This window comes from Xenorhabdus bakwenae (assembly GCF_030272115.1).
Lineage (GTDB): Bacteria > Pseudomonadota > Gammaproteobacteria > Enterobacterales > Enterobacteriaceae > Xenorhabdus > Xenorhabdus bakwenae.
The window spans coordinates 1,637,643-1,660,043 of the sequence record NZ_CP119194.1 but is presented as its reverse complement, the minus strand read 5'-3'; the positions used below and the strand labels follow the sequence as shown (position 1 = coordinate 1,660,043).

Below are 22,401 nucleotides of genomic sequence, written 5' to 3'. Positions count from 1 at the left end.
GGAGAGTGAATGTCGCACTCTCCATTTTATAGATACTTAAACTTAACCAGAAATAACTACCCCAATTTTTGCAGGGTATCCTCAATTGCCTGACGCAATAGTTCACGGTCGTGGCGGTAAGGGATATCCTGTGCTTCCAGAACCTGTTGTGTCACAATGCGGCCACTGAAAGGGCTGATATCGGTACGCGGGCCGACAATAAGCGCACTGATCATTTTGCGGCCTATCTTATTTTCCATGATGGTCAGTTTATCTTTTAACGATAGACTGGCAGCAGCATGGCTGAGTTCTTTTCCTAAGTTACCGATATAAATCAGGTTTGCATTACTGCGCCGCAAGGATTGTGTCAAATCTTCCAATAGCAACAATGGCATCAGGCTGGTGAAAAAACTGCCCGGGCCAATCAGAATCAAATCGGCCTGCTCAATGGCATCCAGTGCTTCTTTAGTGGCATTAACGTGAGGGTAAAGCAATAACTCTCGTGGTATACAATTGAGCTGATCGATATTTACTTCACCATACACAGTATTGCCTTGATCATCGACAGCCATTAAATCAACCGACTGCTCTGACATCGGAATCAACTGTGCATTGACTTTCAGTAGATTGCGGAGCAGGTTAATCGCCTCAAGAGGACGGACACTTAAATGATCCAGAGCTTTCAACATCAGGTTGCCTAAATTGTGCCCAGATAATTCGCCATTGCCACTGAATCGATATTCAAACATGGCAGAAGCAATAGTCGGTTCCGTGATTAACTGATTGAGGCAATTGCGCATATCTCCCCACGCAATCCCGCCTTCCGAACGTCGTATTCTGCCAGTTGACCCCCCATTGTCCGTTGTCGTGACAATGCCTGTCAGGCGTGCTCCGAGGGAAGAAAGGGAAGACATAACGCGTCCAAGTCCATGACCGCCGCCGAGGGCGACAACGCGATCCAAATCAGCTAATGTGCGATTTCGCATAGGATTCCTGTTACTGGCTAAACATAGGGGCTTTAATAAATCGCATGTAATTTATCACAAAATATAATGCTTTCAGACATTGAGGTGATTTTATGCAATCATTGCGAATGACAGGCTGGAAATACCGTAGGGAGCTGATGTTATCGCGGTTAGTTAACTCGTTGTATAATAAGATATATGTCGAATCAGGAATTAGCTTTTTATTTTAGGTTCATATAAAATTTAATTGATATTAACTCCTGGCCTCTGTGTCTAAGTCGCTGTTCTATCAAATGGATATCACATTGATATGATGCTCTGGCCGTGACTCCTGAGTCACCAGGATGTCAGGTAGAAATGCCGGCATCTCCCATACCTGGAAGGTGTTATTGTGGAACAACTTGTAGATTCATTCTCGCGCAAGTTCTATTATTTGAGATTGTCTATTACTGATGTGTGTAACTTCCGTTGCACCTATTGTTTGCCTGATGGATATCGGCCTCACGGCCCTAAATCATTCCTTTCCCTGCCAGAAATTCGTCGCATTAGCCGGGCATTTGCTGAACTCGGCACAGAAAAAATCCGCCTGACAGGGGGAGAACCCACCATGCGCCGTGATTTCTGCGACATTATTGCAGCGGTTCATGAAAATCCACAAATCAAAAAAATTGCAGTCACAACTAACGGTTACCGTATGGAGAGGGATATCTCACAATGGAAATCGGCTGGCCTGACAGCGATTAACGTGAGTATTGATAGTTTAGATCCCCGCCAATTTTACGCCATTACCGGGCAAGATAAGTTTTTCCAGATCATGAGTGGCATTGACGCGGCTTTTGAGGCGGGGTTCAACACAGTGAAAGTTAATGTCGTGCTGATGAAGAATGTGAATGATACCAACTTGCCTGCCTTTCTTGATTGGATTAAACATCGTCCTATCCAGCTGCGTTTTATTGAACTGATGGAAACGGGAGAAGGCAGGGACATTTTTCATCGTCATCATCTTTCAGGAGACGTGATCCGCCGCCAACTGTTACAACAAGGGTGGCAGCAACAGCAACGGGCGCGTAGTGATGGGCCGGCTCAGGTTTTTCGTCATCCCGATTATCAGGGAGAAATTGGACTCATCATGCCGTATGAAAAAGATTTTTGCCAAAGCTGCAATCGCCTGAGAGTATCTGCAATTGGCAATCTTCACTTGTGCTTGTTTGGTGAACAGGGCATTCCATTACGTGATTTATTGTCTGATGATGCATCACTGGATGCTCTTAAACTCCGTATTCAAGGCGGATTACGTCATAAGCGTGAAACTCACTTTTTACATCAAGGGGATAGCGGGATCACCCCGAATCTTTCTTTTATTGGCGGTTAGTTTGGCTGCCAGATTTATTTTTCGAAAGCCGTTTTTCAGGAGCGTTAAATGTCTCAATTAACCCATCTCAATACGTCGGGTGAAGCTCATATGGTGGATATTTCTGCCAAATCAGAAACAGTGCGTGAAGCACGGGCAGAAGCCTTTGTTGAAATGCAGGCTGAAACCTTAGCCATGATTATTGCGGGTGATCACCACAAAGGGGATGTGTTTGCGACCGCCCGTATTGCCGGTATTCAGGCGGCAAAACGGACGTGGGAATTGATCCCGCTTTGCCATCCGCTGCTGCTGAGTAAAGTGGAAGTTCAACTGGAAGCACAAACAGAGCACAACCGGGTCAGAATTGAATCCTGCTGCCGTTTGACGGGGAAAACAGGTGTAGAAATGGAGGCTTTGACAGCGGTATCCGTGGCTGCTTTGACCATTTATGACATGTGCAAAGCGGTACAAAAAGATATGGCCATCGGGCCTGTGCGTTTGTTAGAAAAAAGGGGTGGCAAATCAGGAAATTTTAAGGTGGAGGTATGATAAAGGTACTTTTTTTTTGCTCAAGTCCGCGAACTGGTGGGAACGGATTCACTTGAACTGCCTAATGATTATCCAACTGTAACACATCTTCGTCATGCACTGACTGAAAAGGGAGAACGATGGGCACTGGCACTGGAAGCAGGCAAGGTGTTGTCTGCCGTCAATCAATCTTTTGTCCATGCTGAACATGCTTTGAAGGATGGTGATGAAGTGGCTTTTTTCCCGCCGGTTACCGGGGGGTAAAATGGAAAATACGCGGATCAGTGTCCAACAAGAGACATTCAGTGTTGGGGAAGAATATCAATGGCTTTCACAATGTGATGAAGATGGCGCAGTGGTGACTTTTACCGGAAAAGTTCGCAACCATAATTTGGGAGATAGTGTTAAGGCGCTGACATTAGAGCATTATGCTGGTATGACAGAAAAGATGTTGCAAAAAATTGTTGACGAAGCCCGCCAACGTTGGCCTTTGCAACGCGTCAGCATTATTCATCGCATTGGTGAATTATCCCCAGGGGATGAGATTGTATTTGTTGGTGTCACCAGCTCTCACCGCAATATGGCTTTTATGGCGGCTGAATTCATTATGGATTATCTAAAGACTAAAGCCCCATTCTGGAAAAAGGAATCACTTGTAGAGGGCGAGCGCTGGGTAGAGGCAAGACAAAGTGACCAGGATGCGGTAAGTCGCTGGAAAAACAGCGTTTGGTAGATCGTTCTGCAGACTATCTCGAAAACTAGACAACTAAATAATATGTCACTGAAATTGCCATTAATTGGCGGATGGTTTTATTAATGTTCTATGCTAATGTATAACTTTTGAATAGATTGTTTATTTTTAAACATTCTTAATCTCTCAACACTGTCATGAAAAGGTAATCATCATGGATCGATATCAACGTTCTAATGATTCGATTGTCCAGAAAACTGGTTCTGGTATACAAACATATATGGCACAAGTCTACGGTTGGATGACTTGTGGCTTGCTGTTAACCGCATTTGTTGCATGGTATGTGGCAAATACCCCTGAAATTTTATTCGCCATTTTCAGTAGCTCCATTGTTTTTTATGGCTTAATCATCGCACAGCTTGCATTAGTCTTTGTGCTGTCTGGTTTGGTGCATAAAATGAGTGGCGCATTGGCGACAGGGCTGTTTATGCTGTACTCCATGCTAACGGGCTTGACACTTTCCAGTATCTTTTTGGCTTACACTACTGGCTCTATTGCCAGCACATTTGTCGTTTCAGCGGGTATGTTCGGTGCATTGAGCGTTTATGGTTATACCACCAAACGTAGTCTGAGTGGTCTGGGTAGCTTCCTGTTTATGGGGCTAATCGGTATCGTTCTGGCTTCTTTGTTAAACATCTGGCTGAAAAACTCGGCATTGATGTGGGTAATCACCTATATCGGTGTTGTGATTTTTGCTGGTTTGACGGCATACGATACTCAAAAACTGAAAGAAATGGGTGAACATCTGGATGTTAACGATAAAGAAAACCTGCGCAGATATTCGATCACGGGCGCCCTGACTCTGTATCTGGACTTCATTAACCTGTTCTTAATGCTGTTGCGTATTTTGGGTGATCGCCGCTAATCACTGATCGATTAAATGATTTTCTGATAAAAAACCCTGCTTTGTCAGGGTTTTTTATGATCATTTCACATCAAATCAAACAATGAAAATGAATTTGTAGTGGTCGGTTTTGGGAAAATCATACAGACATAAATAACAACCGGATAGCGAACCCAATCAGCACGACTCCCATGACTCGTTCAAACCAATAGCCTTTCTGTATGAATTTATTACGAATCAATACATTTGAGAAAATGATACTAACCAATATAAACCATACGGCATTGGCGACACACATCCAAACACCATAGAAGACTTGTATCAGAGTGGGTGTATTACTGCTTACCACGGTTGTGAAAACTGCCAAAAAGAACAATGTCGCTTTAGGATTAAGGGCATTTGTCATAAACCCCATCAGAAATGCTTTCCATCTGCTCTGTGGGACCAAAATACTTTCTTCACTCTCTAAGGTATCCAAATTAGCAGGCTTACTCCTGATAAATTTGATACCAAGCCACATGATATAAATTGCACCAACGAGTTTTGCCATTTCCATCAACCACGGAGTGGCATGCATTAACGCACTAATTCCCACCAGTGTATAGATGACATGTATTGATATCCCCGCGCCAATACCTACTGCCGTACATATTCCTGCCCAACGTCCGAATCTTACACTCTGCCGTATAGTTACCGCAAAATCTGGGCCTGGGGCAACGACGGCCAAGAAATGAATCACTGCCAGTCCCAGAAATTCCCCCCAATAGTTAGACAGCATATCAACTCCAGAATGACAATGAATTTTCTGTTCCACGATGGCCTATAAAACAAGACAGGCTCAAACGCAGATCATCGATACCCGCAGTCACAGAGTGCATGCAACGAGAATTAAAGATTAAAAGATCCCCTGCGACTGGTTGTATCTCGCGTGCTGGTTCACCAGGCCAAGAAGGCTCAATCCCATAACTATCACCCCGCATCGCATCAAATTCTTCTGGAGAGAGTCCATCTTTCCAGATTTGTAAAGCGCCCCCTTCACTGGACATAGAAAGATAAGCATTAGCTGCAAATTGCGCCTTAAGACTCTTAGCCCTAAAGCTATCAGGAGCATCCTTAGCAAAAATGTCATGCCTTCCTTGAGGATGAAATATTGTAGACTTCAACCAAGTGGAATAACGTCCATTATCACGAGGAATACAACCAATTACTTCAACATTATCGGTCAGTGTTTGACTCGACAAATAATTACGTTTCGTCATATTTTATTCTCAGGTATTATTACAATTTGAACTATCTAAAATATATACCAACCCAACTTCAAGATGCGTGTTATATTTCCCCGTAGCGCGGGGAAATATAAGGCCTTGCGTCGTATTGCGGATTGCAACTTGAAGTTTATCGAGTATAGAAGCCAGTTTTCTTATGATTTTATAAAAACAATTAACACTCATTAGAAAAAAAAGTAAAGTAATAACTGGCAGGGATATAATAAACACTATTTTAATTTTCATTAAAAAGCAGAAGAGAAAATTATCCCACGCTTAATGACAGACAATTCAATCAGGTGTTTTTTCACAGCTTTAAATTTATCAGGCAATCTTACTGCGAAACAGCCGATAAGCGATCCCCCCAGTTGTTACAGTAATCACCAATAAAGGCCATAAATTAGGCCAGATAACGAATAAATCAGCCCCTTTCAAATAAATTTGCTTGGTGATATCAGTAAAATGGCGGATCGGGTTAATCCAGGTGATGTTTTGTAACCAAACGGGCATATTCTCGACCGGAGAAATATAACCGGAAAGCAAAATAGCGGGCATCATAAATACAAAGACACCAATAAACGCTTGTTGCTGGGTGGAACAGACAGCCGAAATCAGCAAACCGAAACCCACCAGAGACAACCCATAAATCAGCATACAGCCATAAAATAGCAGCAATGAACCCGCGAAAGGAATTTGATAGAACAGCGTGCCAATCAGCAAAACAATGCTTGCTTGCATCGTCGCCACAACCAATGCCGGAATTGCTTTGCCAAGGAAAATTTGCCAGGTTGCCAGTGGGGAAACCAGCAACTGATCCAGCGTGCCTTGTTCCCGCTCACGGGCGACTGACAACGCGGTGACAATGAGAACACCAATCGTGGTAATCATGGCAACCAGCGATGGCACGACGAACCACTTATAATCCAAATTGGCGTTATACCAGTTACGCACAATAAGCTCGCTGTTATTAAAGTTAGCGGTATTTCCCAACAGTTGTTTCTGGTAATTCATCACAATTTGTTGGATATAGTTGGCTGCAATTTGAGCGCTGTTTGAATTACGCCCATCCAACAAAACCTGAATTGATGTCGGTTTATGATTGGCGAGATCAGCACTGAAATGTTGTGGAAAGTGCACCAGCAATAGTGCCTTGCGGTTATCCAGCGTCGGGCGGATCTGTTGCGAGCTGGTTAGCAAAAGAACATCAGGAAATGCTTTCGATTTTGCCAGCCGTTGGGTTAATTCAATCGATGCCTGTCCTTTATCCTCATTATAAATGGCAATCGTGGCATTTTTGACTTCCAGCGTTGCTGCCCACGGAAACAGGATCATTTGTATAATCACGGTCAAAATCAAAATGTTCCGTGTTTGCGGCTCTCTCAGAAGAGACTGCAACTCTTTCATGATGAGTGTATACAGACGATAAAACATGCTCTTTCCTTTTTAATCCAGATGCCGGCGCGTTTTCCACGCGGTCAGGCCGATAAAGACGATGGAACTGGCAATCAACAGGAGCAGGTTTGTCATCAATACAGTGCCAATGTTCCCAGCCAGAAAGAGCGTTTGCAGGCTGCTGACGAAGTAACGTGCCGGTATGACATAAGTCGAAGCCTGAATAAGCGCAGGCATACTGTCTATCTCGAAAACGAAACCAGACAACATAATGGCAGGCAAAAAAGCCACATTGAGAGAAATCATCGCCGCATTGAACTGATTACGTGTCAGGGTGGAAATCAGTAATCCCATACCCAAAGCGGTAGCGAGATAAAGGCTGGAGACTAATGCCAGTATCCAGAGTGAGCCGCGATAGGGAACCCCCAGAACAAACACCGTAAATAGCATGCAGAGTACCATGACAAAAGAACCCAGCATTTGATAAGGCAACAATTTGGCGAGCAGCAATTCGGTGCGGGTAACCTGAGTTGAAAGCAGGGCTTCCATGGTTCCGCGCTCCCATTCACGGGCAACTACGAGCGAGGTAAGAATTGCGCCTACAACGGTCATAATAATTGAAACAGCCCCGGGAATAAGGAAATGCCGGCTAATGGCGGCGGGATTAAACCAATAGCGGATTTGTGTATCTATCAAGGGGATCGTTGAAACCCCACGATTTTGTCCTCGTTGTTGTAACCAGGTTTGCCAGATGCCTTTGGTATAGCCCTGCACAAAATTAGCGGTATTGGGTTCACTGCCATCAGTAATCACCTGAATCGGAGCGTGGCTGCCAGTGCGGGCAAGCTGGGTATCAAAGTTGACCGGGATGACGATAATGCCGCGGATTTGGTTTTCCTGCATTTTTTTGATTAAGAGTGGGCGGTTGTCGCTGATGGTGGCATCAATATAGGGCGATCCCGTAAATACATGCACTAATTCTCTGGCGTCTTCACTCTGTTGCTCCATGAGAATACCGAGGCGAAGTTTGCTGGAATCCAGGTTAATGCCGTAACCAAAAATAAAGAGTAACATCAGAGGGATAACTACGGCAATCAACGCACTGCTAGGGTCACGGATAATCTGCTTAGTCTCCTTGATACAGAGCGCTTTCAATCGGCGCCATGAGAAACTGACCGCCTTGCGGGGTGTGGTATGTTCAGGATGACTCATTGCGGCTCCTTATCGTAGTTCAATACGAGATCGATAAAAGCATCCTCCATAGAAGGGTTAGGGAGCGTATCCGTGGCAACCCGTTGTTTCAGTTCATCGGGCGTTCCGGCTGCGATCAATTTGCCTCTAAATACCAGCCCGATACGATCACAATATTCTGCTTCTTCCATAAAGTGAGTGGTCACCATCACGGTTACCCCTTTGTCTACCATACCGTTGATATGTAGCCAAAATTCGCGGCGGGTCAGTGGGTCAACACCTGAAGTCGGTTCATCCAAAAAAAGAATATCAGGTTCGTGCATCAATGCGCAGGAAAGGGCCAGCCGTTGCTTAAATCCGAGCGGCAGGCTATCCGTCTTTTGATGCAGGATTGGCTTAAGATTGAAAGCATGGATCATGCCGGACATCTTTTCTTGTTGATGGCGCCCTTTCAGACCGTAAACACCAGAAAAAAACTTGAGATTTTGCTCAACCGTCAGGTTGCCATAAAGTGAGAATTTTTGCGCCATATAGCCAAGGCGCTCACGAGCCTTGCCTGAGCCGGTTTTTAAATCCATATCCAGAACTAATGCTTTGCCTGAAGAGGGGATCATCAAACCACACATCATTTTGAAGGTAGTCGATTTTCCGGCACCATTGGGTCCCAATAAACCAAATATTTCCCCGCGTTTCACCTGAAAATCGACCTGGTCAGTCGCCGCAAAATCGCCAAATTTTTTAGTCAGGTTACGGGCCTCTATCACGGTTTCGGTTGGGTCTGGCGGAATTTGCGGCATTATTTCCGCTAATTCGGAACGATGGGACGGGCCACCACCCAATAAATCGATAAATGCATCTTCAAAACGGGGTTCGGCCTCGAAGAGATGGGCTTCATGTCCCCCTATTTGTTGGAGTAAAGCATTTTTATCCGCTTCTTCTTTTAAGATCAAGCGAACATATTTTCCCTGAATCACTCCATCAGTCACTTGCGGCAAGGTGAGGGCATGCTGCAACATTTTACGCCGTGCATCTTGTTTGACATCAAGCAAAAAAGATCGACCCGCAATCTTGCGGGTTAAGTCTTGTGGCTGGCCGCGATAGAGCAGCTCACCTCGGTTCATCAGCAAAACATCACGACATAACTCGGCTTCATCCAGATAAGAGGTGCTCCATAAGATCAACATGCCGTCGGAAGCGAGTTCATGAACCATTTGCCATAACTCACGGCGAGCGATGGGATCAACGCCCACACCAGGCTCATCCAGCAGCAAAACCTTCGGGCTGCCCAATAAGGTACAAGCCAGCCCCAGTTTTTGTTTCATGCCACCGGACAATTTCCCTGCTAACCGTCCGGTAAAACGGGTTAAGTCCGTGAAGGTGAGTAATTTCTGAAAGGTTGTTGTGCGCGCTTCGCCAAGTACACCACGCAGATCGGCATATAAAGTGAGATTTTCCATGACAGTTAAATCTTCATATAAGCCAAATTTCTGCGGCATGTAACCGAGTTCAGAACGGACTTGAACACTGTCCTTGATGGGATCAAGCCCCATGATTTCAATATTGCCGCTATCAGGCGTCAATAATCCGGCCAACATTCTTATCAGCGTGGTTTTTCCAGCCCCATCTGGACCGACAAGACCCGTCACTGATCCGCCCTGAATTTCTACTTGCAGGTGCGAGACAGCAGGAACGCCCAGGCCGGGAAAAGTTTTCTCCACACCGTTCAGTTTTATCGTATAGGCTGAACTGGTCATGTTATCGCCTTACTGATTTGTTTCAGTTAAATTTGAATCGACAAAACGTAAGGTAACAGGCATACCTTGTTTCAGTCCCTCATCGGGATCAAGGACAATAATGCGCAGGCGATAAACTAAGTCCGTTCTTAAATCAGGTGTTTCGACATTTTTGGGGGTAAACTCGGCGGTTGGGGAAACAAAACCGATTTTGCCATGATAGGGCTGGTTTTTCCGGCCATCGGTATAAATCAGGACTTCGCGCCCGGCGATAGCCTGATTGAGGTTGGGTTCATCAATATATGCCCTGATCCAAACGGGATTAGTCAATGACAGGGTAAAAACCGTGTTGCCCGCCGCCAGCATGGTGCCTGGTTCAATGGCTCTGGTCAGGATCATCCCTGCCGATGGAGAAGTGAGTTGAGTATCTTTTAGATTGAGTTCAGCTTGTGCTACAGCCGCTTCTGCCTGAGTCAGTTGGGCTTTTGCTGCTGCAATTTCTTCTGTGCGATAGCCTGTTTCGAATTGACGCAGTTTATCTTTTGCTGCCTGATAAGCCGCCAGTGCCTGATTGCGTCCGGTTCTGGCATTTTCCAGATCATTGGCTGAGAGGGTTTTGCTTTGCCACAAGCCTTGCTGGCGTTTTAAGAAACTATCGGCAAAACGGAATGCAGACTCTTTTTGCTTGACTTCTGCCCGCACCTGGGCGATTTCTTCGCTGCGATAACCCGCTTCAGCTTTGGCAAGATTTGCCAAAGCGACATCACGAGCCGCTTTGGCTTGATTCAAGGCATTAATAAAGGGGGCATCATCAAGGCGACCAATCATTTGGCCCACGGTTATGGCATCACCTTCATCCGCCTGTAGATCAGCCAATTTACCTGCAACCCGAAAACTGAGGTTAACCGTCCTGACATCAACATTGCCATACAGGGTTAACTCCCTGCTATTTTGTTCCTGATAATAGTAGATACCGACAATAGCACTGATAACAACAATAAGTGCCAATAGGGCAAGAGCAAACTTTTTACTGTTCATACCATCCCTTATGCCTTGTTCAATTTATACCCGCTATCTTTCAAGTGGTGGCTTCGTGTGTTACGCCATTGCTTAAGAACTATGGGGTATGTATTCTTGATTTTTTCTTAACCCATCAAGCAATAAATTGATGTGCTGAGATAAAACCTGATTGATTAATTCGTATTCTTTGGTGCCAATATTGTCCCATCCGGTTTGGCGCAATAAGGCTTCCCTGGCCAGACGGAAAGAGAGGATCTCACCCAATAAGGCATGGGTATGGATCTGGGTTGAAATCTGGCGTTCATCGGCACCGATATAATTGGCGATCAGTTTATTCAAGCGAGAATAAATTGGGGCCAATCCCTGTTCATGCATGACACTGTAAGCCTCTGTTGGCGTCAATTGTTCATGGGACATGATCCGACTGATATTGATACTGCTTTTCTCGAAAATCAGGCGGTTATAGCTCACCATTCCCTGATGAATAAATGCCAATATTTGGTCTTTTTGATAGGGTTTCGTTGTCTTAGCAAAAAAATGATCAATGGCTTCAATAAGAGGGGCAAACTCTGATTTTAGCTTATCGGCAATATGTTGCACGACGGCGAGGTATAATCCTTCTTTGGAACCGAAATAGTATGCAATAGCTGCGATATTTTGCTGTGCGTGTTGGGCAATGTTGCGGGTAGTCGCACCATCCAGACCTGATTTGCCAAAAATTTCTATTGCTGCTGTCAGAAGTTGTTGTTTAGCGTGTTCACCACGTAATGTCTGGACCTTCTTTGCTGCCATGTCAAAATATTTCCTGTGACAAAGAGTTTTCGGGAGTACCGAAGAATATATCAATCGTATGATTAACTTTAAAGCCAAAGTAAATCGATGTAAAGTTGATACAAATTGTCTTTTTAATAGACACCGATAAAAAATAATCTTCCAGTTTTTGCTAACTTTCCTTGGTTAACGGGGTTCAGCCAATTTTAGTTTGATTTATTGGTCTCTTTAGGTCTGCGCGGAAAGACATATCTGTTATAATCCGTCCTAATTATTGTGGTGCATTGCAGTTTGTGTCATTTCCTTGCGTTTTATCGCGTCTATTTTCTTCCCATAAAACTGCCCCTGAATTGATATCAGGTATGGTGAAGTCTGGAGTATTTCTTATTTATGAATTTTGAGTCACTCGGCTTGAAGGCTGACATTTTGCGTGCTGTTGAAGAACAAGGCTACGTGGAACCTACCCCCATTCAGCAGCAGGCTATCCCTGTTGTGTTATCCGGCAAAGATCTTCTGGCCAGTGCCCAGACAGGAACGGGAAAAACCGCAGGATTTACTTTGCCTATTCTGCAACTCTTAAGTGAAGCTCCGATGCAGGCGAAAGGTCGCCGTCCGGTCAGAGCGCTGATTTTAACGCCTACCCGAGAGTTGGCGGCTCAGGTGGGGGAGAATGTACGTAATTACAGTAAATATCTTAAATTACGTTCATTTGTTGTGTTTGGTGGTGTCAGCATTAATCCACAAATGATGAAACTGCGCGGTGGTGTGGATATTCTGGTCGCAACACCTGGGCGTTTGCTGGATTTGGAGCATCAAAATGCAGTGGATCTTTCCCACGTTGAAATGCTGGTTTTAGATGAAGCTGATCGCATGTTGGACATGGGCTTCATTCACGATATTCGTCGTGTATTGAATAAACTGCCAGCAAAACGCCAGAACCTGCTCTTTTCTGCAACATTCTCTGATGAAATTAAGAGCCTTGCCAATAAGTTGCTGAAAGAGCCGGTAAGTGTAGAGGTTGCCCGGCGTAATTCGGCCTCTGAACAGATTGAACAATCCATCCATTTTGTAGACAAAAAGCGCAAGGGTGAATTGCTCGCTTACATGATTGGCAGCCAGAACTGGCAACAGGTGTTGGTATTTACGCGTACCAAACATGGTGCAAACCGGCTGGCGGAACAATTGAATAAAGATGGTGTGACGGCTGCCGCGATCCACGGTAACAAAAGTCAGGGAGCAAGAACCCGTGCGCTATCTGATTTTAAGACCGGGGAAATCCGCGCATTGGTCGCAACAGATATTGCTGCCCGTGGATTGGATATTGACCAATTGCCACATGTCGTCAACTATGAGTTGCCAAATGTTGCCGAAGATTATGTCCATCGAATTGGCCGTACCGGGCGTGCAGATGCTACCGGGCAGGCAATATCGCTGGTGTGTGTTGATGAACACAAGCTCCTGAAAGATATTGAGCGCCTGTTGAAGCGAGAGATTCCACGCATTGCTATTTCGGGTTATGAGCCAGATCCTTCCATCAAGGCTGAACCCATCCAAAATGGGCGCAATGATCGTGGCAACAGTTCACGTGGTAACAACAGTTCACGTAGTAGCAGTTCTCGTGGTAATGATTCTCGTAGCAATTCTCATGGAAGTAGTCATGGTTCTCATGGTAACGGCTCTCATGGAAATAGTCCTTGGGGCAGTGGCTCTCGTGATGGCCATTCACGTAGTGAACAGCCTCGCGGTCAGCGTCGTCAGCGAATCACAACCAAAACACCACGTGCCGTAACTTCGGGGAAATAACCCATGCGCGTTTTGCTGGCTCCGATGGAAGGTGTTCTGGATCCTTTGGTTAGAGAATTGTTGAGTGAAATCAATGATTATGACCTGTGCATGACTGAATTCCTGCGTGTGGTTGACAGCTTACTACCGGTAAAGTCTTTTTTACCGGTTGTGCCCTGAACTGCATCATCAGAGCCGGACACCATCGGGCACACTAGTCAGGATCCAGCTTCTTGGGCAATATCCAGAATGGTTGGCAGAAAACGCATTCAGGGCGGTTGAGTTAGGATCATGGGGTATCGATTTAAACTGTGGCTGCCCGTCGAAGGCGGTAAATGGCAGTGGTGGCGGTGCTAGCTTATTAAAAGATCCTGAACTGATTTATCAGGGAGCTAAAGCCATGCGTGAAGCCGTGCCTGCACATTTGCCGGTAACGGTAAAAGCACGGTTGGGATGGGATTCTGCGTCACGTCAGTTTGAGATTGCGGATGCCGTCCAGCAAGCGGGTGTAACCGAACTGGTTGTGCATGGACGAACGAAGGAAGATGGCTATAAATCAGAACGCATCAACTGGAAGGCGATAGGCGAGATTCGGCGTCGCCTTATTATTCCTGTCATTGCCAACGGTGAGATTTGGGACTGGCAAAGCGCTCAGGCGTGTATCAAGACGACAGGATGTGATGCCGTGATGGTAGGCCGTGGTGCCCTGCATGTGCCAAACTTGAGCCGTGTCATTAAATATAACGAACCGAAGATGCCGTGGAGTGACGTACTCAAGCTACTGCAAAAATATACTTATCTGGAAAAGCAGGGTGATACGGGGCTTTATCACGTTGCCCGTATCAAGCAATGGTTAGGGTATTTGCGCAAAGAGTACCATGAAGCGGATGAATTATTTATGCAAATCAGGGCATTAAAAACATCTACTGAGATCGCCAATACTATCGCTTTCGCCACAGATAAAGATTTAATGCGATATCCTGTCAATTTAGAGCCTCAACTTTCTTAACGGTAATTATTTTCCCCAGTGGCACATCGCTATATCGCATAATGGTATATATACCAAGCCAACTTCAATATGCGTGTTATATTTCCCCGCGCAGAGGGGAAATATAAGGCCTCGCGTCGTCTTGCGGATGGCAACTTGAAGTTTATCGAGTGTATTAATGAATTTTTATAATTAAATAATTTTATGGGAAAATATATTATTAAATAATAATTTGTTGCCATTTTTATTTAAATTTCCATTTGGCTATTTAAGTAACTTAATTGATGTAATGTTATTTTTGTGATTTATTCTGGAAATATTTTAGTGTTGGATGTAATATTATATATGTCGAATTTCAACAATGAAATGTCGCCATTATTTTTAATATCATAATGTAAAAAATCAAGAGTTCCTTAAAAGGATAATGAATTTTTTATTATTATTTCTCAAAGAGGAATTATAATGAGTACACAACAACACAATGTTTTTTTAAAAAAAATTATGAGCTTACCCACATTTAATCTTGAATTATCTAGTGGGGAAAGGGAGGTTCATCTGTTTGCTAATGGAAATATGCAAGTTTGTATCATTGTTAATATACAAGCTGCAACTGATAATGAGGAGGTGGTAACCTTATCTACTGAACAATTAGATAGTATTGAATTAGTTGATAAAACAACAGATAAAAAATTATCTGGTGAGTGGGAATACAGCTCAGAGGAAAACGATTACCGTCACCATCTTCCAGGACGTAGCATAACAAGAGATACCAATTTATCATATGAAAGAGACGCGATCAGTGATGAGCCTAAACCCCAGAAAAAAATTTATTGGCTGAAAACAAAAAAAAGTGAAATCATCACAATAATGGCAAGAGTTACATTGGATGGGAAAACATATTCATCAGATGATTATCATCATAAGGGATCACATATTGTTGTTACAGGCCATGAACCAATTATTTATCATTCTGATAGTCTGGAGCCAGTAATTGAAGAAACAGTTACCTCTGGCACATATGGAGTTAAACAAACCATAACTACATATAGTTTATTTGGAACGAATACTCAAATTACATTTCAATATCCGCAATGGACTCAAAATAATTATTATCTCTTACCTAAAAAAAGTCAGGGCTATGCAGTGCATGATGTTGAAATTCGAAATACTATAAACGATGAAGATACCCTTAAGTATGATTACCGAAGATTTACCCATCATACAAGAAGTAACAATCTTTACCTTTGGTTTCTTTGGGGGACATATAATGCTGAGAGAACAGCTGGCGCGGCTTATCAGGTCTTAGAATTTGATGACCCACATGGTACTTCCAGTTTTAAATGGGAAGCTACCCCACAAGAGAAGATAGTCACAACAACACGCACAGATGCTATTAGTTTGAGTAGGCTTTATTTTGAAAGCCCAAGACCTGATTTTTGGGTTGATGAGGCTGACCAAATTCCACAATTCAAATTCCGTGATATCTATGGTAATGAGTCTGTCTTTCTAAAAGTTATCATGGACAATGCAGATTCGTTTCACCTACAGGAGGGCTGAATATAATATTTTGTCAGTCGCCGTAGTGAGTTTTCCTTGAGCATCCTCTGATTAAGAAATGAGAAATACATTTTTCTATAACTAGAAAAGAGAGGCGCTAAAATGCCATATGATTTTTTTCTCAAATGCCCACAACTTTCAAAGTGCGGCCATGGGCAGTGTCGACCCCCGCACCGGCCTGTTTACGTATGCGATGCTGGTTGCTCAGTTAACCGGCAACAATCACCTCGGGCCGACTCAAACGATAGCGCTGTCGTATAACCCGCTTAATACCGGAGATATTGGCCTGGGTATTGGTTTTTCCCTGGGGCTGACCCAGTATGACCGCCGGCAACGGTTATTAAGTCTCTCCACCGGTGAGCGCTATAAAGTGGATGAATACACGGACAAAGTCTATCTGAAACAGTATAAGCAGGATGTTGTGCGGTTTGAAAAGGACGTCACTCAGAATGTTTACCGGGTGATCCATAAATCGGGTACAGTTGAAGTGTTGACCGGGCCGAAAAATGCCTATCACCTCAAAGTGCCTACACAGATATTTACCCCGCTGGGCCATGCCCTGAAACTGGACTGGATTTATAAAACGGGGACGATACCCCGTCTTGCTGCGGTATCGGACGAAAGGCGGGTGCTGTTAAAAATTGAGTATAAAACAGCTCTCTATACCCGTATTACGGTCTGGCCCGAATCATCGGAATCTTATGATATCCGATTACGCTTTGAGAATGACAAAGTCACTCAGATTAGCAATGAGACGAGTCACCACAGGTTAATCTGGACGCTGGAATATGACTCAGACAGCAATTTTTTAACCCGGGTTTCATCTCCGACAGGTGCCACGGAATTTGTGGATTACGATTTTGACGGCCATCAGTTTCCCAAAGAGGCAAAATTGCCACCTCTGCCTTATGTCACCCGCTACACGCAACATACAAAGCAACGTTCCGAAATCATTAAGCACTATAAATATACCGAGTATAATTTTTTGGGTTATGGGAGTCACGAGAGCTGGAATGATGATGAAGATTTTCTCTACGGTGTCTTAAGTCATTACTGGTATGGCTCGACCGAAAGCTGGGACAACGGCACCACGCAACGCCATATTACCCGAAAGTATAATAAATACCATTTATTGGTGTCCGAAACGACGGAGCAAAATGGGTGCAGGCGGGTGCATGAGACCGACTATTATGCGCAGGAGGGCCGTTCGTTTGAAGAACAGCCCCCGCAGTTCCAGCTGCCGAAAACAGCCCGTGTCAGCTTCAATGACACCCCGGATGTGGAGGTGATCCAGACCGAGTTTGATGAAGCGGGAAACCCGACCGTGCAAATTGCGCCGGATGGCACCCGCACGGACTGGGTTTATTATCCGGCTGAGGGAGAAGAAGGGGGCTGCCCGGCGTCCCCGCAGGGCTTCGTGCGTTTTGTCAAATCCAGGACCGTGACACCGGGCAGGGCCTCGCCGGGAGGGACGTATGAGGATGTTCCGACTCACCGGACAGTCTATCGCTATGAGGTATTGCCGACCCTTCCCGGCGCACCCTGTGCGCATGCCGTCGCCTGCACCTATCAGGGCTGGTATAGTGAACAGCAGCATAAACCTCAGTTACTGCATGAAACACAGACCCACTATGTAAATGATACCCGCTCTCCAGACCACGGGCGCATCCGGCGGATTGACGAGACGGTGCATGCCCTGTCGGGAGAGGCGCTTGCGGCCGGCAAGGCATGGACAAGCTCCCAGATTTTCAGCTATACCCTGCAGGGTGAAGCGCTGGTGAAAACCGGCCAATGGGTCGGCCATGACCGGCTCAGTCTGACAACCGAGAGTCGTCAGTCGCAGGTCAGCGGCAAGTTATGGCAGGCCGTGGATGCACAGCAATGCACGGCTCATTATGATTATGATGAGCTGGGACGTATCTCAACGTATACCAGTAATGCGCATACCGACTATGCCCAGACGGTACATTATGCCTATGCCATTGAAAAGGCAGGGACGGCGACGACCACAAAAACCGATGTATGGGGCAATCAGGTGAGTCTCCGCTTTAACGGGCTGGGTCATGTCTGCCAGAAGGAGATATGGGAAAAGGGGCGGGAAGAACAGGGCTGGCGGTTAGCATCTGACGCTGAACGGGATGGTTGGGGGCGGGTGGTCACTCAAATCCGGTATGACTGGTTACCTGTGGAAGATGGTACTGACAATCATGGTTGGACTGACCATGACCATGACCATGACCATGACCATGACCATGACCATGCCTTCGGTCAGATGGCGCTGGTTTCGTCCAGCCAGAATATTGAATACGATGACTGGGGAAAATTACACCGGATTATCCAGGACACGGGTGAGAGCATCCGGCAGGATTATGATCCGGTGACCCGCACTGCGCAGATAACCCAACAGGCGGAAGGATTGCATTTTAGTCGCAGTACCGTGGTGTATGATAACCGTCATCAGCCGGTCACGATCACCCTCTACGACAGCCAGGGGAAACAATACCGCCAGCAACACTACTACTATGATGGTCTGGGGCAGTTACGGGCCAGCGTTGACGAATTGGGGCAAAAGACCGAATACACGTACGATTTATTGGGACGGATATTGACGATAAGTCACGCTGATGGCACGGTTATCCGAAAATCTTATGCGCCGTTCACGACCGGCAATTTAGTCACGCAAATTGAAGTGAATGGGGAGGTGCTGGGGCGCCGTCGCTTCGACAGCCTGCACCGTCAGGTTGAAGTCACCAGCAGGGGGCGCACTTACTCTTCGTCCTATCAGGGGAATAGCCCCAGCCCCCGCGAGGTGACAGATCCGCTGGGGCAAACGGTGAAGTATCACTATGAACCGCAGCTGGGCAATGCCCTGACACAGGTGGAGGCGGGGGCGATACAGCAGCATTTTACCTACGATCCCCGGACCGGGATGATGACAGCAGCCAGTGTTGTACAGCAGGTCACTCACGGTATGGAATATACCGCTTCCGGTCGTTTGCAGCAGGAGACCTTCCGTTTTGATGACAAGGGCGCGGCACGGGCGGCGACCTATACTTATTCCCCTATGGGTCGGTTAACCGCTTATCAGGATGTTACCGGGAAAAACTGTCGGATCAGTTTTGATAAATCCGGCCGTCCGGTGGCGGCTTATGATCCTGATGTGGACGTGGTATTAACCTACGATGCGGCCAGCCGGGTCAGGCGCTGGTGCGTTCACGACAAACGCAGTGGTAAAACCCTGACCACCACGCTGGATTGGGATGATTTTGGGCGTGAGACGGCACGCCACATCCAGACGGAAACGGATACGCTGACTCTGGCACACACGTATACGGTCAGGGATCAGGTGGCGTCGTGCACCACCCGTTCACAAAGTGCCGGTTTGCTACGTCAGGAAACCTACACCTATGATCCGATCCGCAACTGGCTGACAGAATATGACTGTACGGGGTTAGAGCTTCCGCGTGATGCCTATGGTTTTAGCATAGCCCATCAGCGTTTTACCTACGATCGTTTGGGGAATATCCTGACATGCCTCACCACCCTTGATGATGGCCGCAGTGATACAGCCACGTTTATCTACAACCCGTCAGATCCCTGTCAGTTACTTACCGTCACCCATACCCACCCGGATTATCCGGCCACGATCCGCTTAGCGTATGACGCGGCCGGTCGTCTGAGACAGGATGAAGCGGGCCGGGCTTTAACCTATGATGCATTAGGGCGGCTGGTTAATGTGAGCGCCGGTGACCTGACCAGCGCCTATACCTATGATGCGGGCAACCGACTGGCGCTACAACAAATCGGCACAGACAAAACCCATGAGCTTTATTATCAGGGGGCCACCCGCGTGACCGAAATTCTGCGCGAAAGCGGTGCGGTGACCCGTTTGTTACGGGCACAGGGGGAAACCGTGGCAGCCATCATGGATACCGGTACACATTTATTGGGCACTGACGGTCATGGCAGCGTGCTGGTGAGCCAGCAGGGAGAAGACCCGGAAACCCGCTATTGCTATTCCCCTTACGGGCAGCAGGCCGAAGGGAAAGGTAACCCGGCTATTCCGGCGTATAATGGCGAACGCCGTGATCCGGTGGGAGGAGCCTATCATCTGGGCAATGGATACCGGACTTATCATCCTGTTTTGATGCGTTTTAATGCCCCTGATAGCTGGAGTCCATTTGGTGCCGGGGGACTCAATCCGTATGCCTACTGCCTCGGTGATCCGATCAATCATATTGACCCGACGGGGCATCTCAGTCTGGGCAGTATTTTTGGGATTATTGGCGGCGCCATCGGGCTGGTGATTGGGCTGGCGATGGCTATCCCCACCGGTGGGGCCTCACTGGCGGGTGATGCCGCCATTCTCGCGGGGATTATCGCGGATGTGACCGGGATTGCCAGTGCGGCCACAGAAGACAGCAACCCCCGGGTCTCGGCAATTCTCGGCTGGGTTTCTCTGGGACTGGGGGCGCTCAGTCTGGGGACCAGTGTCATTGGCGGTCTTAGCCGCAGCATGAGGCGGTTGGGCCAACAGTCAGGTGAGTTTAGTGAAGCGTTTGGCAGCCGGTTCAGTAGTGGAGGGCCAAGGCAAATGAATCTGGTCACCCCTCCTGCAACATCAAGCGGATCAATGGCAAGCTCAAGCAATGACTATGTAGCCGTGTTCAGGCACGCCATAGCTGAAAATAGGATTAGGCAAGTTGAAAATCCCAGAGGGAGTGGTTTTTATACTGTAGGGATAGAAACTAATGGATTACCTGAAAATAGTCAGATGCAATACCTGAGAAGGAAATTATTTACCCCAAGAGGGGATAACTCTACGATAGAAATTATTGATAATATCATGCCATTAGAAAATGGAACTAACCAGTTATTAAATATCGGAAATGAAGATTTTGAAGTATTATATTTGCACTTTATAGACACCAGCATATTAAGTAATCGTAATCTATCTAATGCTGTTATTGGCACTGTTAATCGTCTCCGTCTTGTCACTAGACTTCATCTCTTAGACGCATCTGCATTTGACGATAACACTATAAATATGATGAAACGTTTGTGGGAAGTAAGCGAATTTTCTAATTCTAGTTTATGTAAGTGGCTATATTATCACTTGCGGTATTTATCTCCGAATCTAAATTTCCCAAACGATATAGCGGCAGAAGACAATGCATTTCAGTTTTTTAATCATATTCTTATTCCAAATCTGAGGGGATAAAAAAGTAAGCCTGGATTGGTATATGGGTATCCTGTCATGGATTATCTTTGGTCTGATCGCCGGAATCCTCGCTAAATGGATTCTGCCGGGAAATAACAGCAATTGTTCTGTTTGTATACCCTAAAATTTCTAACCAAGAGTACAAGAAAGGGCATATTATTTTGATGCTCTTTCTTGCTCTTTATTATTGTCAATAACCTATTTTTCTAATGGAAGTGAAGCATCAGCGCCCCATTCAGCCCAGGAGCCATCGTATAATCCCGCTTCTTTATGACCAATCATATCAAGCCCCAGGACTAAAATTGCGGCTGTCATACCAGAACCACAACTGGTAATTATGGGTTGGCTTAAATCAATGCCCTGTTTGCGGAATATTGCTGCAATTTCTTCTTCTGGCTTATAGCATCCATTATCAATCAGGGCTGTCCACGGAACATTTTTAGCGCCGGGCAGGTGCCCCATTCTCAGACCTGGACGGGGTTCCGGCACTTTTGCCTGAAAACGGTCTTCTGCCCTGGCATCGACAAATTGTACCGCGACATTGTTACTGTTACGGATAGCATCAAGGATCTGTGCCTGAGAACAGACTTTTTCAGGGGCAAACTGAACATTGAAAACTTCGGGAGAGCGAATAACTTTACCTGATTCGGTTGGATAACCGGCTTGCTGCCAGCCTTGTAAGCCCCCTTCAAGAATACGGATATGATGAGCCCCAAAAATTTTAAATGTCCACCATGCCCGTGGGGCGGAAAACATATTGCCTTGATCGTAAATTATCACCAGATGATTTTCACTGATGCCCATTTTGCTAACAGCCTGACGAAAGGTTTCCGGCTCCGGCAACATGTGAGGCAGGTTGATTTGTAGATTAGCGACCTCATCCAGATCAAAAAATTGTGCGCCCGGAATGTGTTTCTCTAACCAAAGCTGGTGATAATTGATGGATTGGGTAGGCATTGGGGCACTGGCATCAACGACAACGATATTCTCATCATGGCGATGTTCGTTTAACCATTGTGAACTGACAAAATATTCATTTTTCATGAGCTTCCTCATCGGGTGT

General features: G+C 46.0%; 16 protein-coding genes, 3 pseudogenes and 1 riboswitch. Of the genes and pseudogenes, 10 read left to right on the top strand and 9 right to left on the bottom strand.

What is annotated here, in order from left to right; translation table 11 throughout:
- Positions 1–56: 56 nt before the first annotated feature.
- Entirely contained in the window at positions 57–965 is a 909-nt protein-coding gene (gene yvcK / locus PXH59_RS08660; RefSeq protein WP_285811331.1) for a uridine diphosphate-N-acetylglucosamine-binding protein YvcK, read from the bottom strand.
- Positions 966–1,189: 224 nt separating this feature from the next.
- Positions 1,190–1,346, top strand: a riboswitch (molybdenum cofactor riboswitch).
- Between yvcK and moaA the strand changes: the two genes are divergently transcribed.
- The 5 genes and pseudogenes from moaA to PXH59_RS08635 all read left to right on the top strand — a co-directional run bounded on the left by moaA (position 1,333) and on the right by PXH59_RS08635 (position 4,439).
- Positions 1,333–2,316 (top strand): GTP 3',8-cyclase MoaA, encoded by a 984-nt coding sequence (gene moaA, locus PXH59_RS08655; RefSeq protein ID WP_285811699.1) that lies wholly within the window; start codon positions 1,333–1,335, stop codon positions 2,314–2,316. (Overlaps the previous riboswitch by 14 nt.)
- A 48-nt stretch (positions 2,317–2,364) precedes the next feature.
- A complete protein-coding gene (moaC, locus tag PXH59_RS08650; RefSeq protein WP_047770241.1) occupies positions 2,365–2,844 on the top strand; it encodes a cyclic pyranopterin monophosphate synthase MoaC in 480 nt (159 codons plus the stop codon).
- A pseudogene (moaD, locus tag PXH59_RS08645) lies at positions 2,841–3,087 on the top strand (molybdopterin synthase sulfur carrier subunit). Before moaC ends, moaD begins: the two are co-directional and overlap by 4 nt.
- Position 3,088: 1 nt before the next feature.
- Positions 3,089–3,556 (top strand): molybdopterin synthase catalytic subunit MoaE, encoded by a 468-nt coding sequence (gene moaE, locus PXH59_RS08640; protein WP_285811330.1) that lies wholly within the window; start codon positions 3,089–3,091, stop codon positions 3,554–3,556.
- A 172-nt stretch (positions 3,557–3,728) separates the two neighbouring features.
- Positions 3,729–4,439 carry a Bax inhibitor-1/YccA family protein gene (locus PXH59_RS08635; RefSeq protein ID WP_285811329.1) on the top strand — a complete coding sequence of 237 codons (711 nt, stop codon included), beginning with the start codon at positions 3,729–3,731 and terminating at the stop codon, positions 4,437–4,439.
- Between the two features lie 118 nt (positions 4,440–4,557).
- Here PXH59_RS08635 and PXH59_RS08630 read toward each other — a convergent pair whose 3' ends face one another.
- From PXH59_RS08630 to PXH59_RS08600, 7 genes are all read right to left on the bottom strand, one after another.
- Entirely contained in the window at positions 4,558–5,196 is a 639-nt protein-coding gene (locus PXH59_RS08630) for a LysE family translocator (protein WP_285811328.1), read from the bottom strand.
- A 1-nt stretch (position 5,197) separates the two neighbouring features.
- Positions 5,198–5,677, bottom strand: coding sequence for a 2OG-Fe(II) oxygenase (locus tag PXH59_RS08625; protein ID WP_285811327.1), 480 nt, complete (start codon positions 5,675–5,677; stop codon positions 5,198–5,200).
- A gap of 330 nt (positions 5,678–6,007) precedes the next feature.
- Complete coding sequence (locus PXH59_RS08620) at positions 6,008–7,114, bottom strand: ABC transporter permease (protein ID WP_285811325.1); 1,107 nt, start codon at positions 7,112–7,114, stop codon at positions 6,008–6,010.
- 12 nt (positions 7,115–7,126) lie between these two features.
- The gene (locus PXH59_RS08615; protein WP_285811323.1) at positions 7,127–8,287 is read right to left on the bottom strand and encodes an ABC transporter permease; all 1,161 of its coding nucleotides are present in this window, start codon (positions 8,285–8,287) and stop codon (positions 7,127–7,129) included.
- Positions 8,284–10,020 carry an ATP-binding cassette domain-containing protein gene (locus tag PXH59_RS08610; protein ID WP_285811321.1) on the bottom strand — a complete coding sequence of 579 codons (1,737 nt, stop codon included), beginning with the start codon at positions 10,018–10,020 and terminating at the stop codon, positions 8,284–8,286. Before PXH59_RS08610 ends, PXH59_RS08615 begins: the two co-directional genes overlap by 4 nt.
- Positions 10,021–10,029: 9 nt before the next feature.
- Positions 10,030–11,037, bottom strand: a complete 1,008-nt coding sequence (gene hlyD / locus PXH59_RS08605; RefSeq protein ID WP_285811319.1) for a secretion protein HlyD — start codon at positions 11,035–11,037, stop codon at positions 10,030–10,032.
- A gap of 72 nt (positions 11,038–11,109) precedes the next feature.
- Complete coding sequence (locus PXH59_RS08600; protein ID WP_285811318.1) at positions 11,110–11,811, bottom strand: transcriptional regulator; 702 nt, start codon at positions 11,809–11,811, stop codon at positions 11,110–11,112.
- Between the two features lie 369 nt (positions 11,812–12,180).
- On the opposite strand from PXH59_RS08600, the gene rhlE reads away from it, so the two are divergent.
- The 5 genes and pseudogenes from rhlE to PXH59_RS08575 all read left to right on the top strand — a co-directional run.
- Positions 12,181–13,593, top strand: coding sequence for an ATP-dependent RNA helicase RhlE (gene rhlE, locus PXH59_RS08595; protein ID WP_285811316.1), 1,413 nt, complete (start codon positions 12,181–12,183; stop codon positions 13,591–13,593).
- Positions 13,594–13,596: 3 nt separating this feature from the next.
- Positions 13,597–14,581 (top strand): annotated as a pseudogene (dusC, locus tag PXH59_RS08590) (tRNA dihydrouridine(16) synthase DusC).
- Positions 14,582–15,022: 441 nt separating this feature from the next.
- Positions 15,023–16,117, top strand: coding sequence for a hypothetical protein (locus PXH59_RS08585; RefSeq protein ID WP_047766917.1), 1,095 nt, complete (start codon positions 15,023–15,025; stop codon positions 16,115–16,117).
- A gap of 151 nt (positions 16,118–16,268) precedes the next feature.
- Positions 16,269–21,338, top strand: a complete 5,070-nt coding sequence (locus PXH59_RS08580) for an RHS repeat domain-containing protein (protein ID WP_285811313.1) — start codon at positions 16,269–16,271, stop codon at positions 21,336–21,338.
- Positions 21,339–21,360: 22 nt separating this feature from the next.
- Positions 21,361–21,435: pseudogene (locus PXH59_RS08575) on the top strand (GlsB/YeaQ/YmgE family stress response membrane protein); the annotation flags it as partial.
- 101 nt (positions 21,436–21,536) lie between these two features.
- Here the strand turns inward: PXH59_RS08575 and sseA are convergent.
- The gene (gene sseA, locus PXH59_RS08570) at positions 21,537–22,382 is read right to left on the bottom strand and encodes a 3-mercaptopyruvate sulfurtransferase (RefSeq protein WP_285811311.1); all 846 of its coding nucleotides are present in this window, start codon (positions 22,380–22,382) and stop codon (positions 21,537–21,539) included.
- Between the last annotated feature and the right edge of the window lie 19 nt (positions 22,383–22,401).

Bases quoted from the DNA above. Each gene is read 5' to 3' on its own strand.
- PXH59_RS08635 (WP_285811329.1), top strand. From the start codon at position 3,729: ATGGATCGATATCAACGTTCTAATGATTCGATTGTCCAGAAAACTGGT.
- PXH59_RS08625 (WP_285811327.1), bottom strand. From the start codon at position 5,677: ATGACGAAACGTAATTATTTGTCGAGTCAAACACTGACCGATAATGTT.
- sseA (WP_285811311.1), bottom strand. From the start codon at position 22,382: ATGAAAAATGAATATTTTGTCAGTTCACAATGGTTAAACGAACATCGC.
- PXH59_RS08630 (WP_285811328.1), bottom strand. From the start codon at position 5,196: ATGCTGTCTAACTATTGGGGGGAATTTCTGGGACTGGCAGTGATTCAT.
- moaE (WP_285811330.1), top strand. From the start codon at position 3,089: ATGGAAAATACGCGGATCAGTGTCCAACAAGAGACATTCAGTGTTGGG.
- PXH59_RS08580 (WP_285811313.1), top strand. From the start codon at position 16,269: ATGGGCAGTGTCGACCCCCGCACCGGCCTGTTTACGTATGCGATGCTG.
- PXH59_RS08615 (WP_285811323.1), bottom strand. From the start codon at position 8,287: ATGAGTCATCCTGAACATACCACACCCCGCAAGGCGGTCAGTTTCTCA.
- moaC (WP_047770241.1), top strand. From the start codon at position 2,365: ATGTCTCAATTAACCCATCTCAATACGTCGGGTGAAGCTCATATGGTG.
- PXH59_RS08585 (WP_047766917.1), top strand. From the start codon at position 15,023: ATGAGTACACAACAACACAATGTTTTTTTAAAAAAAATTATGAGCTTA.
- rhlE (WP_285811316.1), top strand. From the start codon at position 12,181: ATGAATTTTGAGTCACTCGGCTTGAAGGCTGACATTTTGCGTGCTGTT.
- PXH59_RS08620 (WP_285811325.1), bottom strand. From the start codon at position 7,114: ATGTTTTATCGTCTGTATACACTCATCATGAAAGAGTTGCAGTCTCTT.
- hlyD (WP_285811319.1), bottom strand. From the start codon at position 11,037: ATGAACAGTAAAAAGTTTGCTCTTGCCCTATTGGCACTTATTGTTGTT.
- yvcK (WP_285811331.1), bottom strand. From the start codon at position 965: ATGCGAAATCGCACATTAGCTGATTTGGATCGCGTTGTCGCCCTCGGC.
- PXH59_RS08610 (WP_285811321.1), bottom strand. From the start codon at position 10,020: ATGACCAGTTCAGCCTATACGATAAAACTGAACGGTGTGGAGAAAACT.
- PXH59_RS08600 (WP_285811318.1), bottom strand. From the start codon at position 11,811: ATGGCAGCAAAGAAGGTCCAGACATTACGTGGTGAACACGCTAAACAA.